Source organism: Marinimicrobium koreense, from assembly GCF_003762925.1.
Lineage (GTDB): Bacteria > Pseudomonadota > Gammaproteobacteria > Pseudomonadales > Cellvibrionaceae > Marinimicrobium > Marinimicrobium koreense.
Map to the genome: position 1 here is coordinate 492,658 of NZ_RJUK01000002.1, position 16,594 is coordinate 509,251.

The window sequence follows — 16,594 nt, forward strand, 5'->3', positions numbered from 1 at the left end:
TACGCAATCCGGAGCGGAAAAGGCAAACGCCGGGCACAAAAAAACCCGCGCCGCCAGAAAGACGACGCGGGTTTTTCAGGGCAACCGCTTAAATATCGAAGCGGTCGGCGTTCATCACCTTGGTCCAGGCGGCGATGAAGTCCTTGACGAACTTCTCCTGGTTATCATCCTGGGCGTAGACCTCGGCATAGGCCCGGAGGATGGAGTTGGAGCCGAACACCAGATCGGTGCGCGTTGCGGTCCATTTCACATCACCGGACTTACGGTCAACAATCTCGTAAAGATTCTTGCCCTTGGGCTCCCAGCGATAGGCCATATCGGTCAGGTTGACGAAGAAGTCGTTGGTCAGCTGACCTTCGCGATCGGTAAACACACCGTGCTTGGTACCGCCGTGATTGGTACCCAGAGCGCGCATACCACCGATCAGTACGGTCATTTCCGGCGCGGTCAGGCCCAACAACTGGGCGCGATCCAACAACAACTCCTCCGGCTTGACGATGTAATCCTTTTTGAGCCAGTTACGGAAGCCATCGGCGACCGGCTCCAGCGGCTCAAAGGAGTCCACATCGGTCATCTTGTCAGAGGCATCGCCACGTCCCGGTGCAAAGGGCACGCTCACCTTGTGACCGGCGGCTTTCGCGGCCTGCTCGATACCGACGCTACCGCCCAGCACGATCACATCGGCGACGCTCACACCGGAGTCCGCTGCGATCTTCTCGTACACCTTCAGTACCTTGGCCAGACGCTCCGGCTCGTTACCGGCCCAGTCTTTCTGTGGCGCCAGACGAATGCGCGCGCCATTGGCACCGCCACGCATATCGGAGCCACGGAAGGTGCGAGCACTGTCCCAGGCGGTGCTGACCATCTCACCGATGCTCAGACCACTGTCCGCGATTTTGGCTTTGACCGCCTCCACGTTGTAGTCTTTCTTGCCGGCCGGGACCGGGTCCTGCCAGATCAGGTCTTCAGACGGAACTTCCGGACCGATGTAACGGTCTTTCGGACCCAGGTCGCGGTGGGTCAGCTTGAACCAGGCGCGAGCGAAGGTATCGCGGAAGTAGTCCGGGTCCTTCATGAACTTTTCACAGATGGCGCGATAGGTCGGGTCCATCTTCATCGCCATATCGGCGTCGGTCATGATCGGGTTACGACGGACATTGGGGTCGCTGGCATCCAGCGGCTTGTCCTCTTCTTTGATGTCGATCGGCTCCCACTGGTTGGCACCGGCGGGGCTCTTCTTCAGTTCCCACTCGTAGCCGAACAGGAGCTTGAAGTACCCCATATCGAACTGGGTGGGGTTGGTGGTCCAGGCACCTTCGATACCCGAAGTAATCGCATTGGCCGCTTTGCCTTTCAGGTTCGCGTTGTACCAGCCCATGCCCTGCTCGTGCACATCCGCACCTTCGGGCTCGGGGCCGAGTGCCTCGGCATCACCATTGCCGTGGCATTTACCGACGGTGTGGCCCCCGGCGGTCAAGGCCGCGGTTTCCTCATCGTTCATTGCCATACGGGCAAAGGTTTCCCGGATCTGCGCACCGGTTTTTACCGGGTCCGGCTTGCCGTTCACACCTTCCGGATTCACATAGATCAGGCCCATCTGCACGGCGGCCAGCGGGTTTTCCATGGTGTCCGGCTTGTCGACGTTGGCATAGCGCTCATCGGAGGGCGCCAACCACTCTTTCTCTGCACCCCAGTAGATGTCTTTCTCCGGGTGCCAGATATCTTCCCGACCAAAGGAGAAGCCGAACGTCGGCAGCCCCATGGACTCATAGGCCACATTACCGGACAGGATAATCAGGTCAGCCCAGCTGATTTGGTTGCCATACTTCTTTTTGATCGGCCACAGCAGACGGCGGGCCTTATCCAGGCTGGCGTTGTCCGGCCAGGAGTTCAGCGGCGCGAAGCGCTGATTACCGGTGCCACCGCCCCCACGGCCATCGGCAATCCGGTAAGTACCGGCGGCGTGCCAGGCCAGGCGGATCATCAGGCCGCCGTAGTGGCCCCAGTCCGCCGGCCACCATTCCTGGCTGTCGGTCAACAGGGCGTGAAGGTCTTTTTTCAAAGCCTCAAAATCGAGCTTTTTGACTTCCTCACGGTAGTCGTAATCTTCCCCCATGGGGTCGGTTTTGCGGTCGTGTTGATGAAGGATGTCGAGGTTGATGGCTTCGGGCCACCAGGACATATTGGACGTGCTGGCGAGCGTTGCGCCGCCATGCATCACCGGGCATTTTCCGGCGCCTGCGTTCTGGTCACTCATCGATCTGCTCCTTTCGCGTTCATTTATGATTACGTGCGGCTATGATCTATACGGTATAGCACAAGAATGGATCTATTGGAGCATAGCAAATCGATTTGCCATCTGTGATAGATTCTCACAAAGGGCGGTATAGCCCCCTGCAATAGCCGCCGCTCAAGGCGAACGCAGCGGCCTTCACGGGCGCAGCGCAGGAATCACGTGTTGCTCCAACAGTCGTAACTGCTGGCGCAGATAGCGGGAACCGGGGGACGGCGGAGTCGGGTCCGAGGTCATCACCACAGTCAACTCAAGGGAGGGGACGACATACAGCAACTGCCCACCATATCCGCGCCCATAGTAGCCGGGTTCACCGCCCAGCGGGCGCAGAAACCAGCCGTAGCCGTAGGGATCATCGGTATAGGCGGACTCGCCCCGCCCGGTCCAGGAGGTGTCCACCCAGCCCTCGGAAAACAGCCGCTGCTCCCCTACCCGGCCGCCATTGCGGTACAGCTCCCCGATGGCGGCCAGCTCCCGCACCGACATCAGCATATTGTTACCGCCAAAATAAATGCCCTGGGGGTCCCGATCCCACGCGGGAAAGGCGATACACAGCGGCTCCCCAAGCCATTCGCGGGCCAAGGCCAGCGTGCTGCGCCCTGCGCTTTCGGTCAGCGCGGCGGAGAGCAAATGCGTACTACCGGAGGAGTAAAGCATCCGACCGCCCGGCTTATCCACAAACCGCCGGGTGAGCACATGGTGCACCCAATTGTCGCTGTTGACCCATGCCCCGTAATTGCGCCCGGAGGTGCGCTGCAGCCCCGCCTGTAGAGACAGCAGATTGCCCAGCGTAATGCGCTCCACCCCTTCGGTGGCCGCCTCCGGCACCTGATCGCCCAGCGCCTCCACAATGGACTGATCCACCCCCTCCAGAACCCCACGCTCAATCCCGACACCCACCAGAGCCGCGAGCACCGTTTTTGACAGGGATTTGATATTGACCGGCGTATCCAGCCCCGGCCCCCGGATATCCAGCGCGACCACCTCTTCGCCCTGATGCAACACCAACAGCGAGTGCAACCTGGGCAGGCGCTCCGCATCGCGCGCCAGTTCAGAACGCCAGTCCTTATCGTTACCGAGGGCCGCACTGGTAGCAAACATCAGTAAAATAAGCAGCGCTTTGGACATCAGGGAACTCATGGGACGAAGACCACCTCTATGGAATCAGCAGTAAGCTGATAAAGTAACTATGTGTTACCTCGTACGTCCAGCACACCAACATGGATCCCTTGACACATACCAGTACTTGCCGGCTATATGGATGTGGAACCTGGCAACCATCGACAGTAGGGTACCGATCATGTTCAGTAACACGCCGGCCAAGGGCAGAGAACCTATCACTTGCGATCAGCACGACTACCTGGAAATTGCCTGCACCTATCGCATACCAATATCCATCGAAACCATGGATGGTGAAGAACTGGTTTTTACCCCCAAGGATACGAAGATTACCCGCGATAAAGTCGAATGGCTGCTCGGACTGCGATACCCCGGCCGAACCGACATCAAAGTACGCACGGATAGTATTGCCTCAATCAAGGCACTCAAACCCAACCCCCATTTTGATACGGTTGTTTTTAAACCGCGGTGATACAGAGCGTGGCTTAGCCAGGAAAACCTTCAGTAAGGGTACTCGTAATCCAGAATCAACAACCGGTCATTATTGGTTACGTAAGTGAACACTCGATGGAGCGTTGAAATGACCTTTATTCTTCTGCAGTTCCCATACAGAACACAGCAGCCTCACGTAATTTCCGACTCCAAGTTCGGAAAATATCTTCATCAAACCAGACCGGAATCGCATTTTAGGATGAAAGAGATTCCTTGTCTCCTTTCCACTTGAGCGCCAGCCATACAATCGAAAGAGTAGTTACAATTTCGATTACGCTGAAGAAAATATAATGCATACTATTGTCGCCCAGCATGAGCGTAGCCGATTGCTGAAAAGACATGAAGGCGCCAATCGCGATATTAAGATATCGGTTGATTCGATACGGCAGGTACCTTGCCAGTACTATCATCAACATCGCCATCTCAAGTATAAAAGCGAAGATCAGAAGGAACTGTTGAGATATGACTATATCTCCCGCTTTTCCTTCGATAAACATTTTTAGAGCGGGCGCGTAATGTAAGGTAAAGATATCGCAAAAGATATAATTAACTGTCACGAAGATCCACAGTGTGGATAGAACATCTCGAACCTCATATTTCCCTAACATATACAGTTCCTCTGGACTTTTAATATAGGTGTCAACGCCCTACACAATGACGGCCGACGCAGAAGACCGTCCGTCAAAGTGATGCAGGTTCAGAATGTGCGCATGCGCGTTCTTCTGACGGGTAGTGCGCGTAAATTGACCGCGTGTTTTGGTAATGCATTGAATTTATTGTCTTTTTTAAGAGCCTCGGCATGTAAACGAGCGCGTTTGGTTTACAAAGTGTGCCCGATTTTGGCTCGACTGCCAATATGCTGTATGAGTGGACTCAGAACGGATCCATGCCCGGGGAGTGGACTCGGTTTTGGTTCATCGCCATAATGACCGCTCCCAACCCTCAACAATAAGATCGAGTCCCATGAGAAACGCTAAAGCCCTCATTGTTTTGCTGTCGTGCATCCTGGCAAATTCCGCTTCGGCCGAAACCATCGCATCACGGGTGGTCGAGGACGGCGGCACCGGCCCCTACAGCGCCATTATGGCAACGGATGCCTCACTGCCCACCCACACCCTGTTCCGGCCCGACAACATCGCCGCGCTGAGCGATGAGAAACTCCCGGTTGTGGTCTGGGGCAATGGCGCCTGCTTCGACTCCCCCTGGGAGCATGTGAACTTCCTGAACGAAATCGCCTCCCACGGCTTCATGGTCGTCGCCATCGGCACCATGCCCACAGAAGACGGTGAGCAGAAGACAGAGCGCTCCAGCTCCTCCAAACTGACCGATGCCATCGACTGGGCCATCGCACAGAATGAGAGTGAGAACAGCCCCTACCACAAGGCGCTGGACACGACCGAGATCGGCGTCGCGGGCATGTCCTGCGGCGGACTGCAGGCGCTGGACGTCGCGGACGACCCTCGGGTCAGCACCTTGGGGGTCTTCAATAGCGGCATCTTCAACGAGCCGCCCAAAGATCCACTGCCCGGCATTCCCAACCTGACCAAAAAGCAGTTGGAAAACATCCATACCCCGACACTGTACCTCCTGGGCGGAGAATCCGACATTGCTTACGGTAATGGCATGAACGACGTGGAACAGATTGACCATGTGCCAGTGTTCGTCGGCAATATGGACGTGGGCCACGGCGGCACCTACGGCCAGCCCCACGGCGGAGAGTTTGCCCGAGTGGCGACCGCCTGGTTTAAATGGCAATTGAAGGACGACGAAACGGCAGGAAAGTTGTTTACCGGCAATCCACCGGGGCTGGCCGAACACCCTGAATGGACCGTCGACAAGAAGAAACTGCCTTAGCAAAGCGCCAGGCGATGTGAGAACAATGGCTCACTGAAACGCGAGCGTCATATAGCTGATGACGACATAGCGAATCAGTTTACCCGCCGTCACCAACAGCAGAAACCAGCGCAGGCGAATCCGCAACACGCCGGCGATTACGGTCAAAGGGTCCCCAATAATGGGGACCCACGCAAAGCACAGCGACACCATCCCATACTTCCGAAACCGCGCCTCGGCCCGGACAAAGTCGTCTTCCGACATCCGCAGCCACTTCTTGACCACCACCAGACTCCCCCAATAGCCCAAGGCATAGTTGGTCAGTGAGCCGAGCACATTGCCGACGGTGGCGACCGAAACCAGAACCACCGGCGGCAGGCCGCTCAGCAACAAAGCGCTGAGCACCACCTCGGAGCTGAGGGGCAATATCGTCGCCGCCAGGAATGCGGACAGGAAGAGGCCGAGGTAGCCGAGTTCCGCCAAGTGCTCCATCAATCATCTCACCGAAGGGGTGGGCTCAACGCATTGACCTAGATTTCCTTATCAGCCAACCAGGTCAATGCCTCGATCCGGGAGGTAAATTTCGGAATCTGGTTTGATTCCAAAAACTCGTGCAACGACGTGTGTCGATTGGTATTTGAGCAAACGGTTGTGACCAACTTGCCACCTTGCACAGCGTCTTGAATGGTATTTTCCAGGGCAAGCACCATGGTCGTATCCAGCGTCGGCACATCGGTGAGGTCGATGAGAATTTTCCTGAACGCATTCAAGCTGTTTCTCTCGCGTGCCAACGCTCTCGACATACCAAAAATCAACGGACCACTGAAATACAACAAGGCAATGTCACCGCGGTTCTTTTCTAGGATTTTCTTTTCTTCGCTGTCGAGCGAAATGTTGTCGTCGACATCACTGATGACTTGCATATTTCGCTGCGCTTGTAATCGGCTCAGCTTGTCGATGGTAATAATGTTTGCGATAAAGACCCCAAGGCCGACCGCCACCATCAAATCCACCAACACCGTCAGCGCAATGACCAGGTACATGATGAGGGTAGCGCTGGTCGAGACACGGTGAGCCCGCTTCAAAAAGCTCCAATCCAATATGCTAAGACCAACTTTCACAGCGATCGCTGCCAGAATGGCGAGAGGGATATTGGAGGCCAACCCCGAGGCAAACGCGACAACCACCAATAGAACAGCGGCGCGCACGATCCCCGAAAGGGCTGTCCGGGCGCCCGTCTGGATATTCACCACCGTTCCCATGGTAGCGCCAGCGCCAGGCAACCCGCCAATAAAGCCTGAGGCCAGGTTCCCGATACCCTGACCGATCAACTCCTTATTGGAATTGTGCTCATTGCGAGTCAGGCTGTCTGCGATGACCGCCGTCAACAGGGCATCAATGCAGCCCAACGTCCCCAGAACCATGCCATCGATAAGCATGGTGGTCACCTGATCAGCGGTAAAGTACGGGAGATAGAAATCGGGTATACCCAATGAAATAGGGCCTACCAAACGCAGATTATCGCCGAACAGCAGCAGTGCAATAGTGGTGCCTAGTACCAATACAATGAGCTGCGGGGGAACAACTTTTGCGATGCGTCTTGGGATAAAGAAGAGCGCCAGGAGGGCCGTTAACGAAATGGAAAGCTCGGCGACGCTCAGATTCTTAATAAACTGGGGGATGGCCAACAGGTTATTGAGCACACCGCCGCTGACCGAGGGCTGACCCAGCATGGGGCCGAACTGCAGGATAATGAGGATGATCCCGATACCCGACATAAACCCGGATATCACGCTGTAGGGCATCATGGTGATATACCGCCCCAGCTTCAATAGACCGAGCAAAATCTGGAAAAGGCCGGCGATCATCACCACCGTAAATGCCATCGCCAGACCGTTTTCCGGATGACTCGCCACGAGAGAGGTCAAAACGGCGGTCATGACAACCGTCATCGGGCCAGTAGGTTCGGAGATTAGCGTAGGGGTACCACCGAATAGCGAAGCGAAGAGCCCAACACAAATTGCCCCATATAGGCCAGCCTCCGCCCCTGCGCCTGAGGCAACCCCGAACGCAAGGGCCATCGGCAGCGAGACAATGGCCGCGGTCAGACCACCAAAAACATCGCCCCGCAGGTTTTTGAGGTTGATCTGGTTAAAGAGTTGGTTGACAAAACCATACGTCATTGACTTGCATCTCCGTCGACTCGGTGTAGGTTCAGGTACTGAATTGGCCGCTATTGAGCACGAGACAGGAGTATACCACCACCGTCCGGAAACCTAGTAAACCGAGCGCTATCGGCGCTCCGGCGCCACGCCTTCTAGAAACGCCTGGGCTTGCTTTGGGTCTCGAATGTGGACAAATTTTATACGATCATACTCCGGTGACTGAAGTAATGCCTGATATCGTCGCCTGTTTTTATTATAGTTGCGAAAGAACCATAAGAAAATTGAATGCCTTGACGCGAAAGCCATTCGGAAGGACTCACGGTTTCCCGTTTCCGGCCAAAGCTCCTCCTTCGTTATGGCGCGGGACAAAGTACGCCTAAGGAGCTGAAACAGAGTCTTGAAGTACGAATAGTCCAACCAGATGATAGTATCAACGTTCCGCCACTTGATGGCATTCGTCCTACTGTAGTTACCGTCCAGAACCCAGCAGTCTTCCGAAATAGCAGATTCCAATTTCGGAAAAAACTCTTCATCACTCGACTCTACCCAATCGGGCTTCCAGAACATCTGGTCCATATGGATACACGGGTAGCCCAGCTTTTCTGAAAGCAGGCTAGAAAACGTGGATTTTCCGCTTCCGGTTGTACCTATGACATTTATTCTCTTCATTTTTCAAAACGTAAGGCTGTAAAACCTGAAAGACGGCTGCATGGACCTACCCCACCTGAAATCATAAACCTATAACTCCCCTCCATTATATCGTGGATCCAATAGAATCTTCATGAACTAAAATTCAGAACGGGACTACGAACTCTAACCCCTGAATTTGAACCAATTGGACTGAACAGTAAGTTATTGTCCGAGAGGGCGTTGCAATTATTGTGTCCGGTGCGCCACAAAGCTATGCGCGCTCAATCATGGCACGTACATCCTCGATATCCACTGGACGCGAAAGCAATGATTTATAATAGATCAAGTCCTCCTTCAACATCAGGGGAAGATCAAGACCCAGAAGATGTGCCGACTCATAGCGAGAAAAATCTATATTGAGCAGAACCCAAGCCTCGCTGCTCGCGTCGAAGATTTTCGGGCCATCAGCACTACCTACCTCCACTTTTATACCTTCATACTTGAACTGGACGTAGGTTAGATCCCAGCCTTCCTCTTGACGGTGAGCGGCAGCTTTGGATACAAATTCATGGCCGGCCTTAACCACCGACGAAAAATGTTCACCGGGGATAAAAAGGTCAATATCATATAGATCGCGCTCAGACCCATACCCTTTCGCTGCGAGACCACCACAGATCAGAAAGGGAATGTTTCTATCTCTCAATAATCCTACAATCCATTGAGCTGCTAGGTGATGCATGTCAACGCCTTCTACGGATAACGTTTTGCTATGCGGCACTAGAAGAAACTCGTAGGGCTTCCACCGCGAATCGATCACATGATCCCATTGTTACAAAATTAGTCGTAGTAGCCGCACGTTTGACCTGTTCGCGCGCCATTTTTAAACGAAAGCCCCTGAGTTACCAATCCGATTTCTATACTACTCGGAAGCCCTAGGAGCTGATGTGCTGTTTTCCATGCCTTATTTTCAAAGCATTCGCTCAGATTATCGTAGATGCAATACGACTCGTACTTTTCGCTGCTCTTGACCGATGGGCACGCTTGGCTATACCGGCACAGTTCATCATAGGTGAGCTTCTCTCGATATTTCGCAGCGACATCAATACACTTAGAATAGCTGAAGTGATCCTTGCTTAGCTTTGGCGACGCCCTGAATATGCTATCAGCCCATGATGCGTTCAAACATGCCAAAAGGAAAAGAGACAAAAAAGCTAGAAAATTGTACGTTCTCATGGTTCTCCGAATTCATAGCGCTACGTTAAAGGACATGTAAATCTTAAGCTTTTAGGTCTCAGGGAGCAAAGCGAACACTTTGAAAGCCTTGCTATATTGCTATCGCTTAATCTTACCTCGTACCGGCAACCTTTCCCTATTATCTTTGCACACTTGGCATTTAAAACCCATTGCTGGTACATGCTGAATATGAGTAACCATCATTTTTCCACAATAATGGCAGAGAACGTCTCTTCCTGACCCTTGATCATGATCCGTATTATTTTTCCTGTGCCCTACCAAACTTGACTCTGATGCTAATTCAATCGAATTTCCTTTTGAAAACTCATTTTCAAAACGCAATATCAAAGCCTCTGTATTCTCAACAAGTAAACGACGCTCCTCCTCCGTCAGAACTTTTGAGTGAAATCCAGTATATTTTGATGGAGCGGACACTAGATCACTATATATACCACGGAAACAAGTCTGACCAAAAACCAATATTTGACTATTATCTCGAACTACGTGTACTCGCTTATATACGCTGCGCTTGCATTCTGGAGCACAGCAAAGAACCCTATCTCCTGAATCAACTTCTATTATCGCAAGTAGTTCTTGCATGATCGTCTCCACTGACGCCCCCAAGCAGGGGCATATTCTGCGTTTTTAGCACAGCGAAGAAAATTATGCCTCTCTGCTTTGGACTGTTAGACGCTACTCTGATTGGCTCAAAACGACTACCCTTTCCCCAGTTTCCTTACTTACAGCTAGAACTTCTTTTAGCTCCCATTTATCCGCCCGATTAGTGGCGTAAACATATACTTCCGCAATTCCTTTGGAGCCAGAAACAGAATAATTTAGATTGGCGATGCCTCCAGAGCCACCATACGAAATTTCGCCGAGGACGAATAGTCCAGGCTCGGGGCTCTCTCCAACTATTGATACGACCTTAGGGTTGGATTGAACTGCGTGAACGGACAAATCATACGCCTCTCCCTTCATCATATTAGTAAGTAGGATGAAACAGAGTGGGAGAACAACCAGAACAAGCGCTAACCCAGCATTCCTCCATTTTTTTTGAGTCGATTTAAAATGCTCAACATCTCGCCAAGTTCGGTTCCTCCATGCCCACTCGCTTCCTTTGGCACCCAGAACGAAGATCATTACAACATTGACCAGAGGAACAAACATTAGAAGCGCTATATAAGTGCTATTTCCAATGCCCCATATCCAGTTAAGCAAGAAGGCGCCCCAATTCCATCCCTTTATTTCTTCGGGCACGACAGAGTCCTTCCCCAATCCCGAAATATACTCTCTTTCCATATTAATACTCATTCTCCGATTTTCGTTTAACGCCGTGCACACCGGCGCGAGCTTTCGAGCGTCCGACAGCCGAAGGCTGTGGAGTTCTGCACTTGGTTATGTGTTTTATCACTATGGTAGAAAATATCCCGCTTTCCTAAGCTCTTCAATCTTTATCTTAAAAATGTAATAGAACGTGGGTGTACAAATTATTGCATAAGCTACCAGGACATAGATTAAAGCCCAGTCGCTTCTATCAAGTGCGGGCCCAAATGCAAACAATAGAAATGCTAACGGGGCGACCAAAACCACTGAAAAAGCAAAGTAGACAATCGTACCGAGTATGAACTTAAAAGCTCCTGAGAAAATCCGATCTATGCCTAAAAGCAAATACACGTATGCAAACGTAGCCATGCTTAATGTAGCGACTCCCAGGAGAACAGTGATAAATACGTCGAAAATCATAAATTCACATAACGCAAAGGTAACCGGACGCTTTGTAGCGCCAGCGAAAAAGCGTCCGGTTGACCGCCTGGTTAAACGTCTTCTGGGTTAACCCCGTCATCTAGAAATTTCTCCATACCATTTTTACCGTCCGGCTTTAAGCCTTCCCGCTGCATGGCTTCGTACCAATTTGCCACTGCGCTCTTCATCCAGCTCAATTCCTTTTTCCAGAAAGGACCGACCTGTTCGACCCACAATTCAACCTCACGCTCTGATGTAGGTGATGCCGAAGAAAGCAGCTCGGCCGTAGCAACTAACTGTTCTGCCAACTCGCCATCAATCACTTTATCAGGAATTGACCAGTGTCCCTTACTGCCAAGACAGTCCGTATAAAACCCTAGCTGCTTGATCTGATCCAGAAGGTATGGATGCTCCGCCCCTTTATCAAACAGTGAACGAAAATCGTCTAGTTTTCTTGCACCCTCAGCCACTAGCTGAGGAAAAATCCACTGTACATTCTTGTTGGTGTGGGAGCGGTACCGCTTCCACTCTTCCTTCAGCTCAGCGTCGTTACGTGCAAGCGACATGGCCCGAAGTATTGAAACCTTCCCAGACTCTTCGATAGACAGGGCAGCGAGGGAACATGCTGTCGGAATCCTTCCAGCTTCAAGAAGTAGTCTGGCATCCTGTGTCAAGCGCGCCGCATTTTCCAACGCAGCAGTCATTCCTTCGGCTATCTGCGCGAAACTTAACTTTCCTTTGTAACTTTGTAGCTTCTTCGACACGAGCCTCATCCGTTTAACGCCCCCAAGCAGGGGCATATTTTTGCGTTTTGAGCGCAGCGAAGCAAAAATATGTCCCACTGCCTTGGTTTGTTAGCTTTACACTAGCTCCCTGGATGCAAGTTTCCAGGTCGTTAAATCAGGCTCGCTGATGTACAACGAAATACCCCTATCAAAGCATTGCTGCTTAAAGCTCTGAAACGTTTCAATAGAGATAGATTTTATGCGGTCAACGTGGTTCATAACCTTGTTTCCGAAATAAATCTCTTTGATGCACCCTGAAGGCATAAAAAAATTATATATCGGCCTTCCCAAGCTGCTAACAAATATTTTCTCCCACTCTCCTGCTGCATTTTTGAACTTACCCTCGCCCGAGTGATATCCGTAAGGAGACCCATGCAATGTTTTGATGACACGAACTTCCTCTTCGTATGCCCATGCAAGAGACTTATACAGGAATGCACGCTTAAACAAGTTAAATAAGCTGCTATTAAAGTTACTATTTTTGGAAATGCTCTTTAGCTCTTCGACGGATGGCATAAATGCTGGAGACCTCAATTTTTCTGAGGTGTATATGACCTCGCCAAATTGAGCGGGAATAGCATTGCTGACCTCACAAGTAAAGCCTGCAGCCTCAATATCAATACCTATAACGGCGCCTTGGTGAGATTCGCCGTAATGAGACCACATTAAAGCATTCAATGGTTGTCACGTTAGGGATAGTAGCGCATAGTTCCTTGAAAAGTTGTTCTTGTACGCATGTATTGCAGTGCGTACGGGGATACTTCCATCAGAAAAGCCAAACGCCGTAGCTTCGAACGGATCATTTAGATCTTCGGCGCAAGTAAATGCGATCGATGTGTTTTCCATGATACGTTTAGCCGTATTCAAGGATACGTACTTATATAGAATCACAATATCTCTCTTAAAACTGCCTTTCTCGAAAAAAGCTAACGCCCGCCATAAGCGGCCGAGTGAAACGAGGTCCGGCGCACGAAGTGCGCGAACTTAATGGTTTGGTTATGCATTGACCGATGTACGAATAAATTTGGCCAAAGGCAATACAAGTGCCAAGCCGAACATTAGCAGAAGCGATTTCTCTAAAATGAGGATAGTTGATTGCTGTTCTGTAGCCGCAAGAATAGAAACGAAACCAAATAGACCACCTGCAATCATAAGAGCACCCCACACCCCAACCAAGGGCTTAATTGGTCCCTTTTTTCTAATTAAAGTGACTAATATGGATACTTTTAGAGCTATACCGAGCGAGACAATTACTAGCATTACGGTAGGAACTCTGTATTTATCCATAAACAGGAATGGGTAGTTTATTGCATCCCATATCAGTATTCCGCACACGGCCACCCACAGGAACCTTTTATATAGGGATGACGAAAATTCAAAGCTCATGTCTTTTTGTACCTTATGCATAACGCCCACAGCTGCGGCGGCAAAGCCGTAGCGACGAAGGAGCGAAGGTTTTGACGTCCGACAGACTGTGCTTGTTAAGTGATGCTAGAACACTGGTTGCCATACGCCACCTTGTTGATACTGTAGCTCTGTTGTTTTGAGCACCTTGCCTTGAACATGAACTCTAATGGTATTGGTGAGAAACCGATTTAGCACTGAGCCTAGGTACTCAACAAGCTCGGAATCTGATTCCCCCTCATAGAACTCGAAAGACTCAGAAAGTACTTTGCTATCGCCCTCCCAAAAGTCAAAGAAGACTTCGTGGAGTGGATAAGGCCAAACTACCTCAGCCCTCTTGGCGTCATATGAAACCGACAATTGATAGGCATCTTCCGCCACCTCAATTCTTGGGGCGAAGTCACTTAATAAGTCTAGTATTTCTCTTTCTAGTTCTGGCTTTCTATCCATGCTCTATTATTCACTTAACGCCGCGTACAGAGGCGCGAGCTTGCGAGCGTCCTGCCGCCGCTTGCGGCGGCGAACTGGTACGCCTGGTTATGTTTTTTCACTAAAAGTTTCTCTATATTTGTGCAATGCTGATTCAGGTGGAAGGCCAATTGACTTATTTGTTCCAATTTTGGCCCCCTCCTCAACTGTGACGCTGAAGTCAATTGATAGCGGCGTGGAAAGCGCCACCCCCTTATCTACGGCAATTTTGCGTATACGGCTCCAATCTGGCTTGAAGTGACAAGTAGCCTCACTGCAACAATACGCTTCTTTTTCCTTGAACGTTAGCTCAGCAGAAATACGTTTTTTCCCGCTATCCAACGACACTATTCTTATGTCATAGATCGGTGAATTGCTATCGCTTGAGAAGTAGTCCTCAAACATAGATTGGAGTATTTCTAAATCTTTAGTCATAAGGTCTTGAGTATTGCGAAAACATAACGCCTGTGCACAGCGGCAACCTTATGCGTTTTGAGCGAAGCGATGCATAAGGTTGTCCGGCGCCCGAAGGGGGCGTACTGGTGCACTTGGTTATGAGTTTACATACTTGGTACATTATTTAGAAACAGGTTCACCTCGTTGGCCACATTGCCCAAAGCCTTTGCGACCGCCTCTAGTTCCGCTTTTTTGATAGTCTCCCTGAAATTTTTGTCTTCGCCTGATTTCTCAGTTGAAAAATCTTCGGTGCTCACGACAGATTTAGCGATAATTCCAGAGCGCACATCTAAAAGAACAGCCTCTACCGAGCAATATGATTTATTCTCATTTGAGCTGATAAACCTGTATTTCTGATATGACTGACAGGAACTTCTGTAGGCAAGAAGAAGATCGGCCTGAAATCTTGCTGCAGCTTCCCTAAGAATAGGGACTGACCTTTTTTCGGGAACAAGCATCGCGGGAAGAAAGGACGCATCATAAACCCTATGTGAAGATCTAAGTGTTGTAATAAGAGATTCAATCAGAGAGTCATTTAGCTGATTAAAGTCATTGGAATAGAACCGCCAATAGCTATCTTCGCTTAACTTTAAAATTGCTATCCGATTTTCTTCAGGCAATTTTACTTTATAGCTTAAAAGGTCATTTATTTTTGCGTCATCGTCTCCCAATATTGGGCTATCAACTAACCCACCCTCTGAACTTGACGTGCCCTCTTGATAGTAGCTATTAGGCCTATCCACTGATCCGACAGTAGAGCACGCCTGCATAAGAGCACAGACAACCAATACGTATATTATTCTCATAACTCTCCTTACGTGATACTCATAACGCCGCCATAAACGGCGCGAGCTTGCGAGCGTCCGGCGACCGTAGGGAGCGAATTTAATGGCCTTGTTACAAGGCATTTACCTAAACCCCAGATATGCAGCGACAGCAAGAAACACCAAGCCACCGACAACGCGCACAACCCAAGGATGCTTAATGAACTCAGCCGCTACCGTGAAAGCAGTGCCGACTCCAGGGCCAGTGGAAATATATGAATTGGTTACATCTTTCCCGCATTCATTTATTTCGTAGTCACTATATCCATGCCCTGCACTTATTAGAACAACGCTAGAGCTTGTACGATTAAACTCTTGAACCTCTTTGTAGCTTTCATCTTGTACAATTTTAAGTTCATCTTCATGCGTTTTTTCTGTTTCATTGATCTTAATCTGCGTGATTTCATTTGGCGGAAATATATTTCCATCGTAATAGATGGGTTTACCGAGCCTATATGGTTTAACAAACTTTTGCTTAAGGTCGGAAACTGACAGATCTTTGAATATGCAAAGCCAGCCATCTGAACTTTTCGTTTTTATCGTTACGTGAAGATAGCTCATTCTTGACTTGCCTTGTAACGCCCCAAGCAGGGGCATATTTTGCGTTTTGAGCGCAGCGAAGCAAAATATGTCCCCCTGCCTTGGATTGTTAAGTGCTTGTTTGGGACTGCCATAATCTTAAATCTGATATAAGCGGCTTTAAGCAAGTTTGGTCGGTTGTAAAGGAAAAGCTAAGCTCTTGCTCGGCTTGGTACAACACTCCACTAACGACAATTTTACCTGTAGAAATGGCCGAGAACTTCAAATGCCAATGATCATATTCGGGCTTCAGGATTGCTTCACCCTTAAGCTCGGCGTCAAGGCGCTCAAGACCAGCGACGAACTGCGACATTGGCCATGGGCCAAAGGTGCAAAACACGCGCGCCGAGAAGCCCGATGAGTTCACGTATATAGTTGCACCATAACCCGAGCCATCACCGTAGCTTTCGGCGGCTAAGAACTCCAATACAGAATTTTCGACGTTAGTCTGAAGCCTTATGTTCATATCACTTAACATCTATGGACGCCCCGTTTTGTGCAAGTAAAATATCGTGACAGTTTAGGTTTGCAGCCATCTATACGGATTCTAGTTGGAGACTTGCTCCG

Annotated in this window: 19 protein-coding genes; 2 read left to right on the top strand and 17 right to left on the bottom strand. The window is 50.3% G+C overall.

All coding sequences use genetic code 11. From position 1 onward, the window contains the following. Window positions 1-88 precede the first annotated feature (88 nt). Window positions 89-2,257, bottom strand: coding sequence for a catalase/peroxidase HPI (gene katG, locus EDC38_RS14440; RefSeq protein WP_123639246.1), 2,169 nt, complete (start codon window positions 2,255-2,257; stop codon window positions 89-91). Window positions 2,258-2,431: 174 nt separating this feature from the next. Beyond that, on the bottom strand, window positions 2,432-3,433 hold the full coding sequence (locus EDC38_RS14445) for a serine hydrolase domain-containing protein (RefSeq protein ID WP_211331145.1): 1,002 nt from the start codon (window positions 3,431-3,433) through the stop codon (window positions 2,432-2,434). Window positions 3,434-3,593: 160 nt separating this feature from the next. On the opposite strand from EDC38_RS14445, the gene EDC38_RS14450 reads away from it, so the two are divergent. Then, window positions 3,594-3,884 carry a Rho-binding antiterminator gene (locus tag EDC38_RS14450; protein ID WP_170162950.1) on the top strand — a complete coding sequence of 97 codons (291 nt, stop codon included), beginning with the start codon at window positions 3,594-3,596 and terminating at the stop codon, window positions 3,882-3,884. Window positions 3,885-4,098: 214 nt separating this feature from the next. Here the strand turns inward: EDC38_RS14450 and EDC38_RS14455 are convergent, their stop codons facing one another. Next, window positions 4,099-4,512: a DUF6326 family protein gene (locus EDC38_RS14455; protein WP_123639248.1), complete on the bottom strand. Its 414-nt coding sequence runs from the start codon at window positions 4,510-4,512 to the stop codon at window positions 4,099-4,101. 355 nt (window positions 4,513-4,867) lie between these two features. Here EDC38_RS14455 and EDC38_RS14460 point away from each other — a divergent pair, with 355 nt between their 5' ends. Further along, entirely contained in the window at window positions 4,868-5,758 is an 891-nt protein-coding gene (locus EDC38_RS14460; protein WP_123639249.1) for a poly(ethylene terephthalate) hydrolase family protein, read from the top strand. A 30-nt stretch (window positions 5,759-5,788) separates the two neighbouring features. Here the strand turns inward: EDC38_RS14460 and EDC38_RS14465 are convergent, their stop codons facing one another. The 14 genes from EDC38_RS14465 to EDC38_RS14530 all read right to left on the bottom strand — a co-directional run bounded on the left by EDC38_RS14465 (window position 5,789) and on the right by EDC38_RS14530 (window position 16,505). Then, entirely contained in the window at window positions 5,789-6,229 is a 441-nt protein-coding gene (locus EDC38_RS14465; protein WP_123639250.1) for a YqaA family protein, read from the bottom strand. Window positions 6,230-6,267: 38 nt separating this feature from the next. Beyond that, complete coding sequence (locus EDC38_RS14470) at window positions 6,268-7,920, bottom strand: SulP family inorganic anion transporter (protein ID WP_123639251.1); 1,653 nt, start codon at window positions 7,918-7,920, stop codon at window positions 6,268-6,270. Between the two features lie 108 nt (window positions 7,921-8,028). Next, complete coding sequence (locus EDC38_RS16750) at window positions 8,029-8,571, bottom strand: AAA family ATPase (protein ID WP_123639252.1); 543 nt, start codon at window positions 8,569-8,571, stop codon at window positions 8,029-8,031. 232 nt (window positions 8,572-8,803) lie between these two features. Further along, window positions 8,804-9,271 (bottom strand): hypothetical protein, encoded by a 468-nt coding sequence (locus tag EDC38_RS14480; RefSeq protein WP_123639253.1) that lies wholly within the window; start codon window positions 9,269-9,271, stop codon window positions 8,804-8,806. Window positions 9,272-9,864: 593 nt separating this feature from the next. Continuing rightward, window positions 9,865-10,365, bottom strand: a complete 501-nt coding sequence (locus tag EDC38_RS14485; protein WP_123639254.1) for a hypothetical protein — start codon at window positions 10,363-10,365, stop codon at window positions 9,865-9,867. A 93-nt stretch (window positions 10,366-10,458) separates the two neighbouring features. Next, complete coding sequence (locus EDC38_RS14490; RefSeq protein WP_211331146.1) at window positions 10,459-11,079, bottom strand: cytochrome c oxidase assembly factor Coa1 family protein; 621 nt, start codon at window positions 11,077-11,079, stop codon at window positions 10,459-10,461. Between the two features lie 503 nt (window positions 11,080-11,582). Continuing rightward, window positions 11,583-12,275, bottom strand: a complete 693-nt coding sequence (locus EDC38_RS14495; protein ID WP_211331147.1) for an AbiV family abortive infection protein — start codon at window positions 12,273-12,275, stop codon at window positions 11,583-11,585. 96 nt (window positions 12,276-12,371) lie between these two features. Then, on the bottom strand, window positions 12,372-12,962 hold the full coding sequence (locus EDC38_RS14500) for a DUF2971 domain-containing protein (protein ID WP_123639255.1): 591 nt from the start codon (window positions 12,960-12,962) through the stop codon (window positions 12,372-12,374). 330 nt (window positions 12,963-13,292) lie between these two features. Next, window positions 13,293-13,682: a hypothetical protein gene (locus EDC38_RS14505; protein ID WP_123639256.1), complete on the bottom strand. Its 390-nt coding sequence runs from the start codon at window positions 13,680-13,682 to the stop codon at window positions 13,293-13,295. Between the two features lie 105 nt (window positions 13,683-13,787). Then, the gene (locus EDC38_RS14510) at window positions 13,788-14,150 is read right to left on the bottom strand and encodes a hypothetical protein (RefSeq protein WP_123639257.1); all 363 of its coding nucleotides are present in this window, start codon (window positions 14,148-14,150) and stop codon (window positions 13,788-13,790) included. Between the two features lie 87 nt (window positions 14,151-14,237). Next, window positions 14,238-14,603: a hypothetical protein gene (locus EDC38_RS14515; protein WP_123639258.1), complete on the bottom strand. Its 366-nt coding sequence runs from the start codon at window positions 14,601-14,603 to the stop codon at window positions 14,238-14,240. A 125-nt stretch (window positions 14,604-14,728) separates the two neighbouring features. Beyond that, window positions 14,729-15,430 carry a hypothetical protein gene (locus tag EDC38_RS14520; protein WP_123639259.1) on the bottom strand — a complete coding sequence of 234 codons (702 nt, stop codon included), beginning with the start codon at window positions 15,428-15,430 and terminating at the stop codon, window positions 14,729-14,731. Window positions 15,431-15,532: 102 nt separating this feature from the next. Then, complete coding sequence (locus EDC38_RS14525; RefSeq protein ID WP_123639260.1) at window positions 15,533-16,009, bottom strand: hypothetical protein; 477 nt, start codon at window positions 16,007-16,009, stop codon at window positions 15,533-15,535. Window positions 16,010-16,097: 88 nt separating this feature from the next. Next, window positions 16,098-16,505 (bottom strand): WapI family immunity protein, encoded by a 408-nt coding sequence (locus tag EDC38_RS14530; RefSeq protein WP_123639261.1) that lies wholly within the window; start codon window positions 16,503-16,505, stop codon window positions 16,098-16,100. Window positions 16,506-16,594 lie beyond the last annotated feature (89 nt).